Below are 18,562 nucleotides of genomic sequence, written 5' to 3'. Positions count from 1 at the left end.
TGCTGTGGTGCTCAGGTGGTCAGGTCAGGCGAGGTAGCCGGTCAGCGTGCCGGCGTGGGTCGCCCGCAGGTCGGCCTGGATCGCCAGCTCGGTCGCGAGGAAGGCGTGGGCCTGGGGCATCGCCCGCTCGGTCCGTTCGGCGACATCCCGTAGCAGGTCGGGATAGAACGGCAGGTCGACGTCGGAGCAGTCGATCCGCTCGACGCGATCGCCGTCTACGGCGAACAGGTGGTCGCCACCAGGGGCACCCCCGAGGTCGAGGTTCTTGCGGATCTCCAGATAGCCGCCGGTGCCCAGGACGGTCAGCCGGCCGTCGCCCCACACCGGCAGCCCGCCCGGGGTGTACCAGTCGACGCGGGCGTACCCGTGCCCACGGTCGCCACGCAGCAGCAGCTCGCCGAAGTCGGCGAAGCGCGGCCGGTCCGGGTTGGCGTGGTTGGCGACCGTGCTCGCCCCGATCTCGACCTGCGTCGAACCGGTGAAGTGCAGGAACTGGTCGACCTGGTGGGCGGCGATGTCGGTCAGGATGCCACCGCCCCGGCGCGGGTCGAAGAACCAGCCCGGCCGGGTGTGCGCGTCCAGCCGGTGCGGGCCCAGGCCGACGGTCTGCACGACCTGCCCGATCCGGCCCTCGGCGACCAGTTGCGACGCGCGTACCACGGCTTTGACATGGAAGCGTTCGGAGAAGCTGACCGACCAGAACCGGCCGGTGTCGGCGACCGCCTGCCGGATCGCGGCCAGCTCCGCCAAACTCACGCAGCCCGGCTTCGCCGCGAGCACGTCCTTGCCGGAGTGCATCGCCGCGACCGCGACGGCGGCCCGCCGGTCGGGCACGTCGGCGGTCACGATCAGGGCGATCGAGGGATCGTCGAGCAGCCGCCGCGCGTCGTCGACCGCGGGGACATCCGGAAACGTCGCGGCGAAATTGCGGGCGACCGCGCCGTCGCTTTCGTCCGGCCGATGGTGGAAGCCGACACACTGCGCGCCCGCCGCGAGCAGGCCGGACGTCAAGCCGAGGGCGTGACCGTGCTCGACCCCGATCACCGCGAACCGCACCGGCTCACTCATCGGCGTTCACCCCGCTCTGGCCTTCGATCCGGCCTCCGGCCTGGCTTACGTGGTTGCTGTCAGTCGAGCGTTCACGGTCGTTTTCGGTCGAGCGTTCACGGACGCTTTCAGCCGAGCGTTCACGGTCGCTTTCGGTCCAGCGGAACGGTTTGCCGGTGGCCCAGGCGACCGGCAGCTCGCTGAAGAGCGCTCCGGCGGCGACCGCTTGGCGTACCACGTCGTCGACCCCTGGCACGATGCGCCGGTCGCCGTCTTGCCGCTGGAACCGCGCCTCGATCTCGGTGGCCGCCGGGCCGACCCGGATCGCCTCGACGACCTGCATGAACGACCTCGTCTCAGCCAGCGGCGCGACCAGCGGCACGCCGTCGGCGAGATGGTCGAGCAGGTTGTCCAGCAGGTCCACCCGGTCGAACCGGCACTCGCCGTCGGCCGTCCGCAGCCGGTCCTCGGTGTACCACAGCTCGGCTTTGCCGGCGCTGCCGACGACCTCGACGATCGGCTCGCGGGCCGTCTCGGCGCACAGCGTGACCGCGGCGGTGACCGTCGTGCCGCGCGCGGTCGTGATCCGCACACTGGCCGTGTCATCGGCTTCGATGGGGTACGCCCGATACGTGTCGACCTCGACCTGGCTGACCGGCTCCGCCCCACCTGAGCCGTCGAGGCGCACGGCCATCGCCACCCCGTGGGCGAACGGATTGGTCAGCGCGCCGTCCATCACCGGTACGCCGTCCAGCGACCGGCGTCCGGCCCAGGCGGCTCGGGCGTAGTAGGACGCGGCCCGTGTCCACGCGCCGGTGAGCCCGATCCGGCGTATCTCGCCGAGCGCTCCTGTCGCAACCAGGTTCGCCAGTTCGGCGTACGCCCGGGAGCCGAACGCCTGGAAGCCGATCTGACAGGCCACCCCGGCGGCCTGCTGCGCGGCGAGCAGGGCGTCGAACTCGGCCATCGTCGGCGTCGGCGGCTTCTCCAGCAACACGTGCGCCCCGGCCTCGAAGGCCAACCGGGCCAGGTTGGAGTGCGTGTGCATCGGCGTCGAGATCACCACGATCGCCGGGCGCACCTCGGCGATCACCCGGGCGGCGTCGGTATCGAAGAGGCTGTCGCCCGCGAGAGCCTGCTGCTGCTCGTCGAGCGGGCGTACGTCGGCCACGCCCGCGAGCCGGACCCGGCCGGCCGCCGTACGCGCGGCGAGATGTTCGAGGTGGCCCCGGCCGTGCCCGTGCGCACCCACGAGTACCACGGACGGCGGGGTGCGGTCGCGACCCAATGTCACTCCTGAAGAGTCTCGGCAGCGCCTCGGCTTGGAAAGCGCTTTCAGCGGATCTTAGCGGGGCTTTCTGTGGATCGGAACCGCCCGCCGCCTGCCGACCCCGCCCGCACCTTCCGGGGCGGGCGGGGCGGTCGCAGCGTCAGGAGACGTAGTGCGGGCGCCGCTCCAGGTAGCGCTTGTACCAGCCGGCGTACGGGTAGTCGGTCGACGGGAAGTTCGGGACTGGCAGACCTTGGCTGTCCTGGGCGAATCCCCACTCGCGCAGCGGACGTCCCCAGTCGCGGGCGTCGTTCATCCAGGTGGTCTGTGCCACCCCACGATCCGCCGGCGCTGCGGCGAATGTGCTGTTCAACAGGAGCACCAGGTACGCCGCGCGATCCTTGCTGTCCTCGTACTGCACCTCGGTCGCCATGACCTGCGGGTAGATCACGCGCTGCCAGGCCGAGGAGTCGAACACGTTCGTCCGGTACTGCAGGGTCTTCTCCATCATGAAGGTGAAGGTGGCCGACCGAACCTCGATGCACCGCGACGCGGACGTGCATCCCCAGTCGGTGGGATGCCCGTCGTCATGGGTGAGGGTCAGGCCCGACCACCTGATCTCCTTCTGGCCGATCTGGCCGGTCCGGGTGAGGTACTCCACCGCGCGTGTGTCGGCCCGATGGATCTCGTTGACGGTGTTCGGGCCGGTCAGCAGCAGCGACGGTCGTTCACCGTCGCCATAGGAGGTCGACGGCACCCGCCAGCGCAGACCGCCTGTGCTGTCGATCTGTCCCAGCCGGTAGAAGAGCTGCTTGGCGTGTTCTGATTGATGCACTTCGACGAGCATGCCGTCGTCGGTGAGCGCCACGGCCGGATTGGTGCCGGTGTCGTAGCGGCCATGCGAGAGCCACCGCACGGTGTCGTCGGCCTGCCATTGCCCGATCCAGTACCACAACGTGCCGTGGCCCGAGTCGTGCACCTCGACGACCTGGCCGTGGGAGTTCACCGCCACCGCGGGCACAGTTCCTTGATCGCGCAGGTACGCCAGCCGTGAGTCCTGGCGACCGGACAACACCGGAATGATCTTGCCGCTGAGGCCGTCGACGGTGGCGTTCGGGGTGAGCACCGCGAGGCGGTCGTCGCCGATGTTCTCCGTCAGGTCGTCGACGAGAACGCTGGCGACACCTCGGTCGGAGTTCAGGTTGCTGTGCACGGCCAGGACGAGGGTGATGGGCGCGGCCTCGGGGTGCTTCGCCGACCACTTCTTGATGGTGAGCAGCCAGTCGGGCAGCGCGTTGGTCTTCGGGTTGGCGCCGCCGTGGTAGACCGCGTCACCCGGCCCGTCGTCCCCGACCTCGAACCGGCCGTTGACCAGGTGCAGATCGAGTTCGAGCTGACGAACCCCGTTGTCCAGCTGAGTCGCCAGGTCGCCCCGGTCGCCGCCGATGCCGCCGGAGTAACTGTTGTGGGTGGCGGCGAAGACGGCATCCCGGTACGGCAGGTTCTTCACACGGGGCGCGGCCGCGCCAGGTATCGCGAGAGCAGGACAGGCCACTGCAGCCAGCAAGGCCACGGCAAGAAATCGGATCGGGTGACGCACAAGACCTCCTGGTCATCGGTGGCGAGGACAGTGGCTCCGGAGCCGACTCGCCAGGAAACGACCATATAGTGCGCTATGCCCGTTTTGGTGGTCTTGATGATCAGACATGGCGGACGTCGTTACCCTCAGGACCGTGAACCCGGACGACGTGCGCGCTCTGCTGCCCACCGAGCTTTCGGTCCGATCCGTCACGCCGCTGGGCAGCGGGCTCGACCATCACGCGTACGCCGTGAACGACGACCTGGTGGCCCGGGTGGCCGCCGGCCCGGACGCCGCCGACGACGTGCGCCGGGAGGCGGCCATCCTCGCCGTCGTGCCCGAGTACGCCCAGCTGCCCGTCCCCGAGCCGGTGCTGATCCGGCCCGAACACGGGTTGCTCGTGTACCGCCGGATCCCTGGCCACCCACTGCTGACGCATACCGGCCGCGACGGATATGCCGCGGTGCTCGGCGCCTTCCTCGCCCAGTTGCAGACCGCGCCCACCGAGCGCCTGGGCGACCTGGCCGGGGTGGACGACACGCCCCCGGCCGCCTGGCTCGCCGAGACCCGGGATCTGGCCGAGCACCTACCCGACGGCGTACGCCGCCGGATCGCGGGCTTCCTCGCCGACGACCCGCCGGAGCCCGCCGAACTGCTGGTCTTCACCCACAACGACCTGGGAGTCGAGCACGTCCTCGTGGAGGGGGCGACGATCACCGGGATCATCGACTGGTCCGACTGCGCCGTCGCCGATCCCGCCACCGATCTGGGCCGGCTGGCCCGCGACCTCGGCGTGCATACGCTCGACGCGCTGCGCCCGGGTCTGGATGAGCAGACCCGCGAACGGGCCGTGTTCTACGCACGGTGCACCGCCTTGGAGGATCTCGCGTACGGTCTGGAATCCGGTCGCGACGACTATCTCCGCAACGCCCGGCGCGCGGTCGACGAACTGTTCAGCCACCCCTGACGAGGCCGGATCACCCGGGTCGGGTGAAGCCGTCGCCAAGAGGCACCGATCATCGTGGTGGCATGTGTCGCTGGCTCGCCTACTACGGCTCGCCGATCCGGCTGGAGGAGCTGATCTACAAGCCCTCCCATTCGCTGATCGACCAGAGTCTGCGCTCGAAGCTGGGAGTCGAGACGACCAACGGGGACGGGTTCGGCGTGGGCTGGTACGTGGGTGGGGAGCCGACCGTGTTCCACAGTGTCGACCCGGCCTGGAACAACCGGAACCTGCGCAATCTCGCCACCCACATCGAGTCGCAGATCTTCCTCGCGCACATCCGCGCCTCCACCGGCACGCCGGTGCAGGAGAGCAACTGCCATCCGTTCCGATACGGCCGGTGGATGTGGATGCACAACGGGTCGATCGCTCAGTTCGCCACGCTGAAACGGGATCTCGTCCTGGCCGTCGATCCCGAGCTGTATCCGTTCATCGAGGGCTCGACCGACTCGGAGCTGATGTTCTATCTGGCGCTGACGTTCGGGCTCGGCGACGACCCGCCCGGCGCGGTCGCCCGGATGGCCGGGTTCGTCGAGGACATCGCCGCGGCGCACGGCGTACCGGATGCGCTGCAGATGACCGTCGCCACGTCAGACGGCGAACGCATGTGGGCGTTCCGGTACTCGACGGCGCGGCACTCGCGGTCGCTGTTCTTCAGCACCGACGTACGCGCGCTGCGCGACCTGTATCCCGACTACCCATGGCTTCAGCACGCCTCCGACGAGTCGCGGCTGGTCGTCTCCGAACCCTTCGGCACCCTCGCCGGGGCATGGAACACGGTGCCGGAGAACTCCTACGGCGTCATCCAGGAAGGCGTCGACCGGATGGGCGTCTTCCGGCCGCGCACCTGACAGCCTGTTGAATAACCGGTTGGTTGATACAACAGCGCCCTTCTCGGGCGTCCTTGCCGCCGACCAGCCTGTGCTGGGCTGGTCGGCGTTGGGGTTCCTGCGTCAACGGGACGGGTTTCACCGGTGGGCTGATGCCCGCCGGTCAGAGCCGTCCCTCGGCAAGGCATTGATAACCGGGCCTCGCACTTAGGGGTCCCGGATCTGGGCATCATGCTGCTCGCCCCAGACAGCGAGATTCGCGGCGGCATTCAGATCCCGATCCGCCTCAAAGCCACACACGGCACAGACGAACGCCCGCTGCGACAACAGCAGGCTGGCAGCAACAGCACCACACACCGAACAGGTCTTGCTCGAGGCGAACCACCGATCCGCGATCATCACCTGCCCACCCGCCCACTGCTGCTTGTAGCCGACCATCCGCGCCAACTCCGCCCAGCCCGCGTCGCTGATCGACCGGGCCAGCCACCGGTTTCTCACCATGCCCGCCGTGTTCAGGTCCTCCAACACCAGCCGATCGTGGGTATTGACCAGATGGTTGGCGACCTCATGCAACGCGTGTGCGCGAACGTCTTTGATCCGCCGGTGACAGCGAGCCAACCGCGCCACCGCCTTGCCCCGGTTGATCGACCCGCGCCGCGCCCGCGACACCCTCCGCGACAGACGCCGCAGCCTCGGCAAACTCGTGCGCAACGGCCGGGGCGGGTCGACCCGCACCACTTCTCGACCGGTGCGGTCGGCGGCCACCACGAGCGCGGTCAACCCCCGATCCACACCCACCCAGCCCTGCTGGTCGCCTGCGGCAGGTGCCGGGTGGCGGCGGGCCGGATGCAGATCGGCGGCCTGCACGGTGACACTGATCGTCCACCGCCCCGCACGATGCGACACCGTCACGTAGCGGATGGTGGCCCGACCGTTGCGCAGCATGCGCCGCAGGCGGCGGGTGTCCTCCCGCACCCGCACAATCCCGATCTTGGGCAAGCTGATCGTCCGCGGACCGGCATCGACGTCACCTACCCGGATCGTGGCCTTGCCGGCGGTGGTCTTGTTGCGGATCCGGAACGACACCACCGTGGCCGACTTGCGCTTGAATCGCGGAAACCCCACCCGGCGACCGCGCCGCTTGCCTTTTCGTGAGTCGGCGTACGCCGCCAACGCCCGGCCACAATCGACCGCGGCCTCCTCGAACACCTGCTGACTCACCTCGGACCGCCAGCGCAAACCCGCACTCTGCAGCGTGGCCCGTCCGGCCGAGTCCACCGCCCACACCCGCCCCGCCGCCGCCGACCGCTTCCACCCATTGAAGCTGTTGATCAGATCAAACGCAGTCCACGGCACCCGCACCGAACCATCCGCGGTCTCCGCCTTCGCATCGAGGGCGTCTTTCACCATCGCCAGACACTGGTTGAACGCAAACCGCGCCGCACCCGCATGCCGCCCCAACACCACCATCCGCCCCGCCCGGGCATCGACAGTGAACCGGAACGCCGTGAACCTACTCACCGGGTTAGTCTTCCAGCCACCTACGACAACAACCCGTTCTTCAACGGGCTCTGAGCCGCGTGCCAGATCCCCGTGCTTGAACGACTTCAGGCGTTCAGCTCCTTCAGCGCTTCCGCCAGACCGGGATAGCCGGCGTCCTCGGCCAGGATGCGTTCGAGGTCCTTGCGCGCGTACCCCGGCTTGTTCTCGGCGAGATAGGTGTTGGCGCGTTCCAGCAACGCCCGCAGCCGGATCTCGACGTCGATCGTGCGCTTGTTCACGACCTGCTTGAGCGCCTCCCGCGCGGCCTCGAGGTAGTCCAGCTCCCGCAAGGCCCTGCCACGCAGCACCAACAGCAGCGCGTGTGCGTCGCTTTCGGCCGCCAGCCCGTTCGTCATGTCGACGACCTCGTCGTGATGGCCCGCCTCGCTGTACAACTCGGCCAGCGACACCGCCGCCGAGAACGTCGGCTCCAACTGCTCGACTGTCTCGATCGCCAGCCCCAGCCGGTCGCTGTACTGGTACAGCTCGGCCAAGGTCAGCCCGACCGCCTCCCGGCTGATCGGCAGCATCACCTCGACGCCGGGCGCGAGTTCGAGTTCCACGCTCGCGTACGGCGCGTACCGGCGGATGAACGGATGCCGGGCCGCGTCCCGCCCGGAGTCGAACGCCGCCGCCAGCGCATCCTCGGCCCGCTCGAAGTCCTCGTCCCGGTACGCGAGCAGCCCGTCGAGGGTGTCGCACAGCGGCGCCCACTCCGGGTACGCCGCACCGATGCGCGGAATCTCGGCCGGATTCGGATCGCTGATCAGCGCCCGATACAGCTTCTTCTCCGCCCGGGGCGCGAACAGCGCGGGCTCCGGCGGCGCGGGTACGCCGTCCACCTCGGGCGCTTCGACTTCGGCCGGGGCAGTGCGCTGGGCCGGAGCGGAGCGCTGAGTCGGGGCGGCGTTCTTGCGGGACTTCGAGGATCCGCGCAGCGTCTTGACGTACGACATCCCGGTGCCGGGAATCCCGATGGTGCCGATGACCTGGCCCCGGGCCGTCCTGGTCAACCGCGCCCCGCGTACGCCGACCGAGTAGCCGATGCCGCTCTTGGACACCGTCAGCCGTACGCCCGGCAGAACCTGGAAGGTCTTGCGTATCCGAAAGCCCACGGCCCGTCAGCCTAGATCACGGTCACCAGGGATGTGTACGGCCGCCATCGTGATCGGCCGCCGCAGCCGGAAGCCGAACTGCTCATAAAGGCCGAGCGCGGCGGCGTTGTCCTCCGCGACGTGCAGGAAGGCGTTCTCGCCGCGTCGGTGAATGCCGGACACCAGAACGTCGAGCAGCCGAGCGGCCAAGCCCTGCCGGCGGTGGGCCGGATCGGTGCAGACCGCGCTGACCTCGGTCCAGCCCACCGGACGCAGCCGTTCACCCGCCATCGCCACCAGTACTCCCGCCCGGCGGATGCCGAGGTAGACACCCAGTTCCAAGGTCCGGGGCAGGAACACGCGGCCATTGCGATGACGCGCGACGAACTCCACGATCTCCGGCAGATCGGCCGGGCCGAGGGTCAGCACGTCGTCGCCCGGACCGGTCCCGGGCGGAGTTCGCGGCCTACGCGGCTGATCGCGGTCGGTAACGAGTTGCAGCCCAGGCCCTACGCCGGTCACCTTCCAGCCCGCAGGCGGCAGCACGACGACACCCGCGACCGGAGCCTGTTCTGGTCCGACAAGCGTGGCGACATCAGCCCAGTCCACCGCCGTCGGCGGATCGGGGATCGCGATGAACCGCAGGACATCGGGCGGATACCGCAGGATGCGACCGCACCGCTGCGCCAGGTGGGCGTGCGGGCCGGTCAGCGCGGAGCGTACGGGATCGTCGAGCGGATGGACCATGAGGAATCGACCGTAACTCGCTGCCCGGACGGGACCGCCGATCGGTCGCCGACACGACAGCTCGCGGAGATCAACCAGCGGCTCACGATGGAAGGTTTGGTGCGCTGTTGGTTGATCGTCCATTGCGGTCGGATGCCGCGTGAGCGCCGGTGCCCGTCCGACCTGACCGACCCCCAGTGGGCGATCATCGAACCTCTGCTGCCCCCGCCGAACCTGGGCGCACGGCACGAGAAGCATCCACGCCGCGACACCGTGAACGCGATCTTGTACGTGGTGCGTACCGGGTGGCTATCCAATGATCGCGACGTTGCCGTACTGGGTGGCGCACCCCGCAGAGCCGTAGACGTCGCCGGCGGTCGTGGCGTAGGTCGACGCCGGGTTCACCAGCACGGCCCAGGTGCCGGTGATGGCGTCCATGCATTGCGCCGCGCCGCTTTCCGACCCGTCCTGGCCGCCGATCCAGATGTCGAGCCAGGTCGTGGCGGACGAGGGGTAGCCGGTGTGGCAGGGGCCGTCCTGCGGGGTCGAGCCGTCACCGCAGGTGTCCTCGACGATGAAGTACCGCCGCAGGTTCGGGATGTAGAACCTCGTGCCCGCGGGCCAGTCGAGAACATCCTCGCTGCCGGTGACGGAATGCCCGACGGCGACCGTGATCGGGTCCGCGTACGTGCCTGTGCCGCCCGCCTGGTCGTGCAGGACGGGGTTGGCGAGATCGGCCGAACCCGGCGGCGTGTCGTCGAAGTACGAATAGCCGGTGATGTACGCGTTGATGCTCGGCTGGCTGCTGGGCGAGCCGGTCGTCGCCGTGGCCGGCGCCGTCGTACGGGTCGGGGACGTCGACCGCGTCGGGCTCGATCCAGCCCCCGTCGGGCTCGGCGAAGACGTCGGCGACAGACGGGCCGACGGACTCTGCGTGGGCGACGGCGCCAGGCTCATGTCGGTGCTGCTCGACGGCGTCGGCAGGCCGTCGATCCGGGAGCCGCTGCGCGAGGCGGGGTCGAACTCCCGGCTCAGGTCGGCGGTCGGTTCGGAGTGCGACTGCCGAGCGGCGATCACCACGCCCGTTGCGGTGACCAGTGCGACGCCGAGCAAAGCGATGAGCACGCGCCGACGCTTCGAGCCGCCGGTCGAACGGCGATGCGAGGCGATCTCCCGCGGTCGATCGGCAAAGAAGCGATCTTCGTCGAGTCGATCTGAATCTTCGCCGAAGTAGCTGGTCTCAGGTTCGTCAGGCGAGTCGTGCCAAGGTCGGGTCACGGCGGGGGGCTCCGTTCGTCGAACACTCCGGGCCCGAGGGGACGGCACGCGGATCCGTCGACCCTGCTCGGGGCCTATCCGACAGCCAAGTGTTCCACCATGATCGTGAGCGTCGTCACATTCGAGGAGGCCCGTTTCCGCTCGGTAAGGCCCGGAGGTGCTGAGTCCGACATTGCGGATTCAGCACGCCGAATCAGCCGTTGACGGGCAGTACGCGTTCGCAGGCGGACCGGTCCGGGATACCCGACCCTACCGAGTGCCCGCCCTGACATATTCCGACAGCGGACCACACGTAGCTCTGCCACCATATCGAGCGTGTTCGCCGATCCGCCGCACGACGACCATCCCACGCTGGTCGACACGGCTCGATCCGGACGCGGCCGACATGCCGTGGATCCCCCTGCCATCCGCCGGTTGCTGCCACTGCTGGCAGCGGGGACAGTCATCGTCGTGCTCGGCGTCGTTCTGGGTCTCCAGCTGTCCGCAGGTACGCCGCAACATCGCCCCGAGGGGTTCACCCCCATCGCATCGACCTCCGCCGTGGCCGACCCGCCTGCCACCGCCTCGCCCGAGACCTCGGCCCCGGCACCCTCCCCGACCCCAGCCAAGTCGTCGTCAACGCGGGTCGCCACCAGCCGAGCCGTGCAGCTCACCAGCGCACTGCGTACCACCATCAGGCAGCTCGACCACGCCGGTCAGCTCGACTCGGACGCGGCGAGGTCGCTCGACCGGCTCGTCCGCGATGCCAGGCGCGCCCTTTCCGGCGGCGATCTCGAGCCGGGGCGGGACCGGCTGCGAGTTATCGGCGAGACCGTCGGACGGCTCCGCTCCGACGGAGAGCTTTCCGCCGCCGGCTATGCGACTCTCACGAAGGCACTGGCCCAGATCGAAGATTCGCTGACCCGGCCGTGAAGCCGACCTGCTCACCCGCGACCGAGACAGCGCAGCGGACGGCTGATGACCGTCGCGTTCGCCATCGCCCCGCTGACGGTCTCGTTGCTGTGGGCCGGAGCCACAAAACGCAGGAAGCTCCGTGGTCGGAGTGAGGGGCGCCGGCGAGTATGCCGGCATGCGGGCATATCCCGACTACGTCGAGGTGTTGGGGACGACGGTCACGACTCTCTCCTCGTCCGCGCGACAATCGACAGCGCTGATTCAACCGCCGGATGTCGCCGGCCATCGTTGGGATTTGGTTGGTGTCCGAGGGGGCGCTCGTCGTCCTCTCGAACGCAGACAACGGCAGGCGCGACACCTGGCGTGCGCGCCTGCCGCATTGTGCACCTTCAGTCTTTCGGTGCGACCCGGATGCGGTTCCCGTCAGGGTCGGCCACGAGGAAGGTCAGGCCGAACCCCGCATCGTGCGGCTCGTGCAGGATCGTGACGCCCTTGGACTGCCACTCCTTGAAGATCGCGTTGATGTCGTCGGGTCTTCCACCGCCGATGGCCAGGCAGACCTCACTGGTACGGGGTACGTCGGGCGACAAGTCCTCGAACTGGCCGGACCACAGAGCGAGGTCAGCGCCTGGCCCGAGGTCGAAGGTGATGTATCCCGGAGTCTCGAACGAAGGGCTCATGCCGAGGAGGTCGCCGTAAAAACGAGCTGCGGCGGGAGCATCGTTCACATAGACGATGGACACGACGGATGTGGTCATGGTTGTTCCTTCTCGCAGGTGGTTAGGTATGCATCCACCATGGCCGGAATATGCGCCGTATCTTGTCGCAATTTCTTGAGAGACTTGGTGGGTGACCCCGGACCGTTTCTTCGCACTGATGCTGCTGCTCGAATCCAGGGATGGCGCGACCACCCAGGAACTTGCCTCGGCGCTCGGGGTTTCCCTTCGAACCATCACCCGGGATCTGAACTGGCTCCGTGACGCCGGTCTGCCGGTGACCGCACACCGGGGCCGACTCGGCGGTGTGACCATGCTGCCCGGGGCCGGGCCCGACCTCATGCGACTCACGCCTGGCGAGCGCGATCATCTCTCGCTCATCGGGCTGGATGAGAAGCAGCGCGCGGAGCTAGACGCGTCGGTCGAAAGCCGGCGCGCGCTCGCCAAGCTCGCCGCTACACGGTCACGTCGAGTGGATGAGCTCCTGCCGCTCACCGATGTCGTGCACGTGGACAGCCGTCCTTGGCTCCAGACACGCGCTTCCGGCACGACTCCGGCTTTGCTGATCGGCTCAGTGCGGCGAGGTCGCCGGCTACGGATCGTGTACGACAGCCCACGCGCGTCAGGCCCACGTGACGTGGTCCTGGATCCCTACGGGCTGCTCGCCAAGGCCGGCGTCTGGTATCTCGTCGCCGACTGCGCCCGAGTGCCACGGATGTACCGACTCGAACGGATCACGACGTGGAAAGAACTCGACCAGCCACGACAGATCCGCCCGGACCAGACCCTGGCCGCCGTCGCAGCAGCGCTCATTGATCAGTGGGCACACAACCACGTGATAGAGGTCAGCGCCACCATCGACCCTACCCAGATCGAGCGAGCACATCGGATTTTCGGCCCACGACTCGTCCTGGACAACCATGACGAGTCCATCACCGGCCGCAAGGTGACAATTCGCTTCGCACATCTGGAGGACCTGCGAGCATTGCTGCCGTTCGGGAGCGCCGTCGCGGTGCACGGCCCTACCGAAGCCAGGGCTCACCTCCGCGCCCTCGCCACCGACCTTGCCCACCACTACGCGCCATCACCAACGCCCTGACCAGCAACACCTGTTGCCCGCGAGGACGCACATCCTGACATCGAGATCTAAAGCACTGGGAGGAGCCGTTATGAGACGTCGCGACGTCGAACGCGATCGCCATGTCGCCGCGCTACTCGCGGCCAGGGCCTTCACCGAGATCCGCTACCTGGCGTTCAGCGCCCGGCAGGCCCACGAGGACCAGCCGACCGACGATGTTCTGGAGCGCATACGGTTTCTGGCGGACCTCTGCCACAACTTGCCCGGGATAACCCGGCCACGGCGGTGGTGGCTGTCCCGGAGGGGCGCTCCCCTCAGCAGGCGTGAGCAAGCTATGAACGACCGGCCGATGAGCTGGACCTGGAACACCGCCAGCCCAGAAGGGCAGGCGTGGATGCTGCGGCACATCGAACAGGACGGGCTGCGATGGAGGCCGCCACCACCGCTGCCGGTTTACCACAGGAGATCGCCCTCTCTGACGCTGCGCCAGGAAACGGGAGCACTCCTTGGCGGTTGGCCTGTAAAGGCCCCGGCCGGCGTGCAGCCTCTGCCGCCGGAGGCGAACGTCCTCAAGGCCCTCGACTCCATCTCGATATGCGCTCTCCACGAGGAGGCCGAGCGGCTGCGACTCGGGCTTGGTAAAGGCGGACCTTGGCTCAAGGCTCACCTCGACCCTGACGGCATCCACTACCTCGTGCCAGATCCTGCAAGCTACTACTGGCCCGGACGCCCGAACGGTCGAGGCGGCGAGATCCGCTGGTGGCAGTGCACTGCACTGCTTCGAATGTATGACGGCGAACAAGTCAGCAGCATGATCGCTGTGCTACCCGAGACCTTCACCGCGTTGCCATCGAGCCTGCCATCGAGGGAACAGAGGCGACTCGTCCGCCTCGCCCGCGCCACCGAACGAGACACCTACCTTTGGGGTCGCGATCACAAGACCAAATGCGGCCCAGAAGTCTGCGGCTACACGCCCGACGCCGCCGAGAACCCTCCGGCGGCCGACTGACGCGGGCGGTAACGGCCGACACGCCCCGCAGCGTCTGTCCACGCCCTTCTTCGTCGACTAGAGCAAGGGGCGCAGGTTGGTGCCCTCGATCGAGCCGTCCGTGACGGTCGAAACGTGAACGCAAACGCACGAATCTGCATCTGCTGAGCTGCTTAAACACGGTCGAGGTGCAGGTTGATCTCTATGGCGGGATACACCCCAAAACTGCGCCCCGTCCGGCCGTCTGGCCATAGCCGCTGACCTGCCGATCGGCGACGGGCGGCCCTGAGTCGGACATGCAAATCCGGTCTGCGAATGTGCGACGTGGGAGTTCAACTCGGTGGGGCAACACGAACCAAAACTCAACCAGGTCCGACCCTGTCGGCGTCGATCCAGTTGATCTAGCGGCTGCTCGTTGGCCTCGACCAAGTGGACGGTGTATGGCGGCGTGATGGGCTTTGGTGGATGGCTGGGCGCTAGTGCGCCATGGCGGAAAGTGCGGCGGCTGCTAGCGCGCGTGCTTCGTCGTCTTCGGCGATGGCGCGCCACCCTCCGCTGTAGATCAGTCTTTCGTCTTGCTCGATCACCTGCCGGAGCAGGGGCTCGAAGCGAACTGTGGCCGGCCCGAGTTCGGGCAGGTAGCGCAGGACCTGTCGAGTCACTGGTGGCTGTTGCTTACGGCGCAGCAGGTCCAGGGCCTTGTCGAAGGCGTCGGTGCACAAGACAGGTTCGCCGGTGATCCGGAAGTGGGCGTGCGCCAGCTCCACGGTTGTCCAGTCCGCTCGCCCGCTTTGCCGCTCGTGGAGCAGAAGCTCGATGCGGTCGCGGAAGCGGATCGCGAGGGGACCGAAGTCCGCGAGGCTACGGGCGGCGGTCATGATGTCGAACCGTCCACCCCAGACGTCTGTCGTGTCCAGGAATGGCTGCGGATCCCCGGTCACGCGAAACAGCGCCCATGCTGCCTGGCTGGCGTCGAACCCTTCGCCGGCCGCGCACTGCACGAGTCTGTCGCGTGCCGCGGTAGCGGCTGGGCCTAACGCGGCGAGGACCCGGCAGGCGGTGCGGTGCCGGTCGGTGCCCAGCATCGCCGTGAACTCCGGCACCGCGCCAGCGGCCGCCGCACCGTAGGCGATCACCACGTCGCCGAACTGATGGGCAACGGGTGGCTTGTCGTCTCGCTGCAGCCGCTGCCGCAGGGCGGGCACAATTCGATCGGCGAACGCGGTCAGCGGTGTCAGGACTTCGGCGATCCCGGGGTCCTGCGTTAGCCAATAGAAGCGGTCGGTGTACTGCGAGCCGCCGATGGGATAGATGTCCGGTTGGCCGCGAAGCGACCGCACGGCCATCGGTAGCGCCCGCTCGTCGCCGAGGCGGGCGAGCGCCCATGCCGCCAACGCACCTGTGCGACCTGGTTCGCCGACCTTTGCCGCGATGTCCTCGAGGTAGGGCCGCGAAACTTCCCCGGCCGCCGCCAGCAGATGCAGCGCAGACTCCGCGATGTCGGGCAGGTCGTGCAACGTCGCGGCGATGATAGGGATCATGTCGGCGGAGGCAGAACGCCACTTGATCATGACCGCGCCCGCCGATGCCATGCCGCGTGAGCGTCCCGTACGCATGGCGTCGTCGATCGCCCGGCGAGCAAGGATCAGCCGCGCGGGGCGTTCTTCAGCCAGTTCCTTCTCCATCCACGTGATGGCGTTGGACTCTTGGGCCGGATACAACGCTCCCTCTACCGCTGCGAGTAGGTCCTGATAGGGCACGGCCGTCGGGTCGATCCGCCGCCGGGCTACGAGGAAAGCCAGCCGTACCGGATCCCCGAGCGGAGGTGTCAACGCTTGCAGCCAAGCCCGCACAGTCGGCCGATGCGCCGCCGACAGCGCCGAACTCAACCGGCCCACGGCCCACACGACCTCCACCCGCAGCGCCTCGTTTGCCGCAGCCGGGTAGCGGAGCCGGAACTCGTCGACGACCTCGTCGGCCCGATCGACAAACTCGACGAGAAGCTCAGCAGCCCTAGCCTGGATCGCCGGATCGTCGTCGTCGAGCAGGCCGCGGAAGACGTCGAATGCGCCGTAAAGGACGGCTCGGCATGCCAGCGCTTCGGGTTTTGACTTCCACGGTTCGACCATCGTGTTCTGCAGGCGAGCGAACTGGCCCAGCAGATCCAGAATGTCGGCCCGGCCGGGAACCCCGGGATGGGCGGGCAGGCGAATCAGGAACGGCAAGGCTGCCGCAGCCGCGGTATACGCCCCACCGCCCTGGTGGTAGATCGACGTGTCCAGGTCGTCGAGCGCCTTCGCACTGGTCATCGGATCCAGCAGACCGGCAAGCCACACCGGCACCTGCTCCGCCGATCCATACGCATGGCCCAGCGACGCCCAATCGACGTCCGACACACCGTCCAGCAGCTCGCGCACGCCGCATCCTGGCACGCCAGACGATCAACACGAAAGCCACCCGCCCCTGCCGGGCTTGCTGAACGATCGTCGCCTGCTGTTAGCCGCCCTTCGCGCGTCGTTCAGGCTGAGGTGCCGTGGCCCCCAGTGCCCTCGTTGGAGCCGACTTGGCCGTTGGCGGCGCTCGCTTGGTCAACCAAGGCGACGGGCGCAGGTTGGTGCCTTCGTTCAAGCCGTCCTCGATGGCCGAAACGCGAACCCAAACGCACGATCTCACATCTGCTGAGCTGCTCGAACTTGCTCGAGGCGCAGGTTGATCTCTAGGGCGGGATACATCCTTAAGCTGCTCCCCATCGGGCCGCCTGGCGCTAGCAATCGACCGGCCCATCAGGTAGGTCAACCGCACCGTGAACTAGGTGTAGTCGCTGTCTGATGCGCACCGTCAGCTGGGTGTCTTGCCGTGACTCGCGTGATCTGGTCGGCCTTGGTCACCAACGGCGGTCTGTGCGTCGCTCCAGCTGGCGAGGAATAGGAGTGCTTGTGCGGTCGGGCTGGCGGGTTCGTAGGTGTAGGTGATGATCGTCAGATCGGGGTCGCCGGGGAGTTGGAGTGCTTCTCCGGTGAGTTCGAGGTCGCCTGCGATCGGGTGGTGCATGGTCTTGGTGGCGGTGTAGTGCAGTTTCACGTTGTGGGTGGCCCACCAGGTGCGGAATGGCTCGCTGCGGGTGGACAGCTCGCCGACGAGGTCGGTGAGGTTGCGGTCGTAAGGGTTGCGTCCGGCGTAGGTGCGTAGGGCGGCGGCGCAGTCGGCGGCGACGGTCGGCCATTGCGGGTAGAAGTCTTGGGCGCGGCGGTCGAGGAAGAGGTAGCGGGCGAGGTTGAAGCCGGTGCCGGTGCCGGTGCCGAAGGCGTCGGCGAACAAGGCTCGGCCGAGCCGGTTGGTGGCAAGGATGTCCATACGCCCGTTGCGAACGTATGCAGGTGCCTGGATGGTGTCGAGGATGCGTTCCACGCCCTGACGCACTGATGTCCGGTTCTGTGCATTGCGGGTGGCAAGTCCTGCTGTGGGGGCGTTGGCGGTTTCGGCCAGGTCCAGTAGATGCAGGCGCTCGGCTTCGTCGAGGTGCAGGGCGCGGGCGAGGGCTTCGAGTACCGAGTGGGAAACGCCGGCGAGGTTGCCGCGTTCCAGCCGGGTGTAGTAGTCGGTGCTCATCCCGGCGAGCATGGCGACCTCTTCGCGGCGCAGAACCGATCGATCACGCTTAACAACGGCGTCCAGATGCCGACCCTGGGCTTCGGTGTCTTCCAGGTCGCAGATGAGCAGACCGAGCAGGTCGTCACCGATGCTCTGGCAGCCGGCTACCGGGCCATCGACACTGCGGCCTCCTACGGCAACGAGGAGGCCGTCGGCCGGGCGATCGCCGCCAGTGGCATCCCGCGGCAGGAGCTGTTCATCACCACGAAGATGTGGATCCAGCACACCGGCGAGGACACCGCCCGGCGGGAATTCGACAAGTCGCTGAAGAAGCTGGGCCTGGACTACCTAGACCTGTATCTGATCCACCAGCCGATGGGTGATTACTACAGCTCCTGGCACGCGATGCAGAAGCTGACCGGCGAGGGCCTGGCCAAAGCGATCGGCGTGTCGAACTTCTACCCCGACCGGCTGGTCGACCTGATCACACACAACGACATCGTCCCGGCGGTCAACCAGATCGAGACGCACCCGTTCTTCCAGCGCCACGCCGACCAGGAGATCATGCGCGGGTACGGCGTGCAGATCGAGTCGTGGGGCCCGTTCGCCGGGGGCAAGAACGACCTGTTCACCAACCCGACCCTGACCGAGATCGGCGACGCACACGGCAAGTCGGTCGCTCAGGTGGTGCTGCGCTGGCTGACCCAGCGCGATGTCGTGGTGATCCCGAAGTCGGTACGCCCGGACCGCATGTCCCAGAACCTTGCCATCTTCGACTTCGACCTGTCCGACGACGAGATGGCCGGTATCGCCGCACTGGACACCGGCAAGAGCATGTTCTTCGATCACCGCGACCCGGAGATGGTCAAGTGGCTCGGCGGACGGCGCGTCGACTGACACGCTACGCCGCCGAGCCACCACGTGCG

The 18,562-nt window shown here is 67.9% G+C and carries 16 protein-coding genes and 1 pseudogene; 7 read left to right on the top strand and 10 right to left on the bottom strand.

Annotation, left to right across the window (positions count from 1 at the left end; translation table 11 throughout):
* Positions 1–24: 24 nt before the first annotated feature.
* The 3 genes from HDA40_RS39955 to HDA40_RS39945 form a co-directional block, all read right to left on the bottom strand.
* Entirely contained in the window at positions 25–1,068 is a 1,044-nt protein-coding gene (locus HDA40_RS39955; RefSeq protein WP_253763279.1) for a Gfo/Idh/MocA family protein, read from the bottom strand.
* Entirely contained in the window at positions 1,061–2,341 is a 1,281-nt protein-coding gene (locus HDA40_RS39950) for a Gfo/Idh/MocA family protein (RefSeq protein ID WP_253763278.1), read from the bottom strand. The genes HDA40_RS39955 and HDA40_RS39950 overlap by 8 nt, the downstream gene beginning before the upstream one ends.
* Before the next feature lie 136 nt (positions 2,342–2,477).
* Positions 2,478–3,890: a phosphatidylinositol-specific phospholipase C domain-containing protein gene (locus HDA40_RS39945; RefSeq protein ID WP_253763277.1), complete on the bottom strand. Its 1,413-nt coding sequence runs from the start codon at positions 3,888–3,890 to the stop codon at positions 2,478–2,480.
* Positions 3,891–4,050: 160 nt separating this feature from the next.
* On the opposite strand from HDA40_RS39945, the gene HDA40_RS39940 reads away from it, so the two are divergent.
* Together HDA40_RS39940 and HDA40_RS39935 are read left to right on the top strand one after the other, a co-directional pair.
* Positions 4,051–4,863 carry a phosphotransferase family protein gene (locus tag HDA40_RS39940; protein WP_253763276.1) on the top strand — a complete coding sequence of 271 codons (813 nt, stop codon included), beginning with the start codon at positions 4,051–4,053 and terminating at the stop codon, positions 4,861–4,863.
* A 62-nt stretch (positions 4,864–4,925) separates the two neighbouring features.
* Positions 4,926–5,750: a class II glutamine amidotransferase gene (locus tag HDA40_RS39935; RefSeq protein ID WP_253763275.1), complete on the top strand. Its 825-nt coding sequence runs from the start codon at positions 4,926–4,928 to the stop codon at positions 5,748–5,750.
* A gap of 186 nt (positions 5,751–5,936) precedes the next feature.
* On the opposite strand, the gene HDA40_RS39930 is transcribed toward HDA40_RS39935, so the two are convergent.
* From HDA40_RS39930 to HDA40_RS39920, 3 genes are all read right to left on the bottom strand, one after another.
* Positions 5,937–7,199, bottom strand: a complete 1,263-nt coding sequence (locus tag HDA40_RS39930; protein ID WP_253763274.1) for an RNA-guided endonuclease TnpB family protein — start codon at positions 7,197–7,199, stop codon at positions 5,937–5,939.
* A 137-nt stretch (positions 7,200–7,336) separates the two neighbouring features.
* On the bottom strand, positions 7,337–8,386 hold the full coding sequence (locus HDA40_RS39925) for a DUF4236 domain-containing protein (RefSeq protein WP_253763273.1): 1,050 nt from the start codon (positions 8,384–8,386) through the stop codon (positions 7,337–7,339).
* Between the two features lie 6 nt (positions 8,387–8,392).
* The gene (locus tag HDA40_RS39920; RefSeq protein ID WP_253763272.1) at positions 8,393–9,112 is read right to left on the bottom strand and encodes a GNAT family N-acetyltransferase; all 720 of its coding nucleotides are present in this window, start codon (positions 9,110–9,112) and stop codon (positions 8,393–8,395) included.
* A 132-nt stretch (positions 9,113–9,244) separates the two neighbouring features.
* On the opposite strand from HDA40_RS39920, the pseudogene HDA40_RS39915 reads away from it, so the two are divergent.
* Positions 9,245–9,397 (top strand): annotated as a pseudogene (locus HDA40_RS39915) (transposase); the annotation flags it as partial.
* Positions 9,398–9,400: 3 nt separating this feature from the next.
* On the opposite strand, the gene HDA40_RS39910 reads toward HDA40_RS39915, so the two are convergent.
* Entirely contained in the window at positions 9,401–10,216 is an 816-nt protein-coding gene (locus HDA40_RS39910; RefSeq protein ID WP_253763271.1) for a hypothetical protein, read from the bottom strand.
* 468 nt (positions 10,217–10,684) lie between these two features.
* On the opposite strand from HDA40_RS39910, the gene HDA40_RS39905 reads away from it, so the two are divergent.
* Complete coding sequence (locus tag HDA40_RS39905; RefSeq protein ID WP_253763270.1) at positions 10,685–11,281, top strand: hypothetical protein; 597 nt, start codon at positions 10,685–10,687, stop codon at positions 11,279–11,281.
* A gap of 371 nt (positions 11,282–11,652) precedes the next feature.
* Here HDA40_RS39905 and HDA40_RS39900 read toward each other — a convergent pair whose 3' ends face one another.
* A complete protein-coding gene (locus HDA40_RS39900; RefSeq protein WP_253763269.1) occupies positions 11,653–12,021 on the bottom strand; it encodes a VOC family protein in 369 nt (122 codons plus the stop codon).
* Positions 12,022–12,112: 91 nt separating this feature from the next.
* Between HDA40_RS39900 and HDA40_RS39895 the strand changes: the two genes are divergently transcribed.
* Positions 12,113–13,078: a helix-turn-helix transcriptional regulator gene (locus tag HDA40_RS39895; RefSeq protein ID WP_253763268.1), complete on the top strand. Its 966-nt coding sequence runs from the start codon at positions 12,113–12,115 to the stop codon at positions 13,076–13,078.
* Between the two features lie 70 nt (positions 13,079–13,148).
* Positions 13,149–14,066, top strand: a complete 918-nt coding sequence (locus tag HDA40_RS39890; RefSeq protein ID WP_253763267.1) for a hypothetical protein — start codon at positions 13,149–13,151, stop codon at positions 14,064–14,066.
* 455 nt (positions 14,067–14,521) lie between these two features.
* On the opposite strand, the gene HDA40_RS39885 is transcribed toward HDA40_RS39890, so the two are convergent.
* Positions 14,522–16,462, bottom strand: coding sequence for a hypothetical protein (locus HDA40_RS39885; RefSeq protein WP_253763266.1), 1,941 nt, complete (start codon positions 16,460–16,462; stop codon positions 14,522–14,524).
* A 421-nt stretch (positions 16,463–16,883) separates the two neighbouring features.
* A complete protein-coding gene (locus HDA40_RS39880) occupies positions 16,884–17,654 on the bottom strand; it encodes a helix-turn-helix transcriptional regulator (RefSeq protein ID WP_253763265.1) in 771 nt (256 codons plus the stop codon).
* A gap of 66 nt (positions 17,655–17,720) precedes the next feature.
* Between HDA40_RS39880 and HDA40_RS39875 the strand changes: the two genes are divergently transcribed.
* A complete protein-coding gene (locus HDA40_RS39875) occupies positions 17,721–18,533 on the top strand; it encodes an aldo/keto reductase (RefSeq protein WP_253763264.1) in 813 nt (270 codons plus the stop codon).
* The last annotated feature ends 29 nt before the right edge of the window (positions 18,534–18,562 follow it).

This window comes from Hamadaea flava (genome assembly GCF_024172085.1).
GTDB lineage: Bacteria > Actinomycetota > Actinomycetes > Mycobacteriales > Micromonosporaceae > Hamadaea > Hamadaea flava.
Note: the sequence above shows the minus strand (reverse complement) of the source record. Positions and strands in the feature narration are given on the sequence as shown.

What these genes read in the sequence shown, in the direction of transcription:
- HDA40_RS39890 (WP_253763267.1), top strand. Translation starts at nt 13,149, where the DNA reads ATGAGACGTCGCGACGTCGAACGCGATCGCCATGTCGCCGCGCTACTC.
- HDA40_RS39935 (WP_253763275.1), top strand. Translation starts at nt 4,926, where the DNA reads ATGTGTCGCTGGCTCGCCTACTACGGCTCGCCGATCCGGCTGGAGGAG.
- HDA40_RS39920 (WP_253763272.1), bottom strand. Translation starts at nt 9,112, where the DNA reads ATGGTCCATCCGCTCGACGATCCCGTACGCTCCGCGCTGACCGGCCCG.
- HDA40_RS39955 (WP_253763279.1), bottom strand. Translation starts at nt 1,068, where the DNA reads ATGAGTGAGCCGGTGCGGTTCGCGGTGATCGGGGTCGAGCACGGTCAC.
- HDA40_RS39900 (WP_253763269.1), bottom strand. Translation starts at nt 12,021, where the DNA reads ATGACCACATCCGTCGTGTCCATCGTCTATGTGAACGATGCTCCCGCC.
- HDA40_RS39930 (WP_253763274.1), bottom strand. Translation starts at nt 7,199, where the DNA reads ATGGTGGTGTTGGGGCGGCATGCGGGTGCGGCGCGGTTTGCGTTCAAC.
- HDA40_RS39875 (WP_253763264.1), top strand. Translation starts at nt 17,721, where the DNA reads ATGCCGACCCTGGGCTTCGGTGTCTTCCAGGTCGCAGATGAGCAGACC.
- HDA40_RS39880 (WP_253763265.1), bottom strand. Translation starts at nt 17,654, where the DNA reads ATGAGCACCGACTACTACACCCGGCTGGAACGCGGCAACCTCGCCGGC.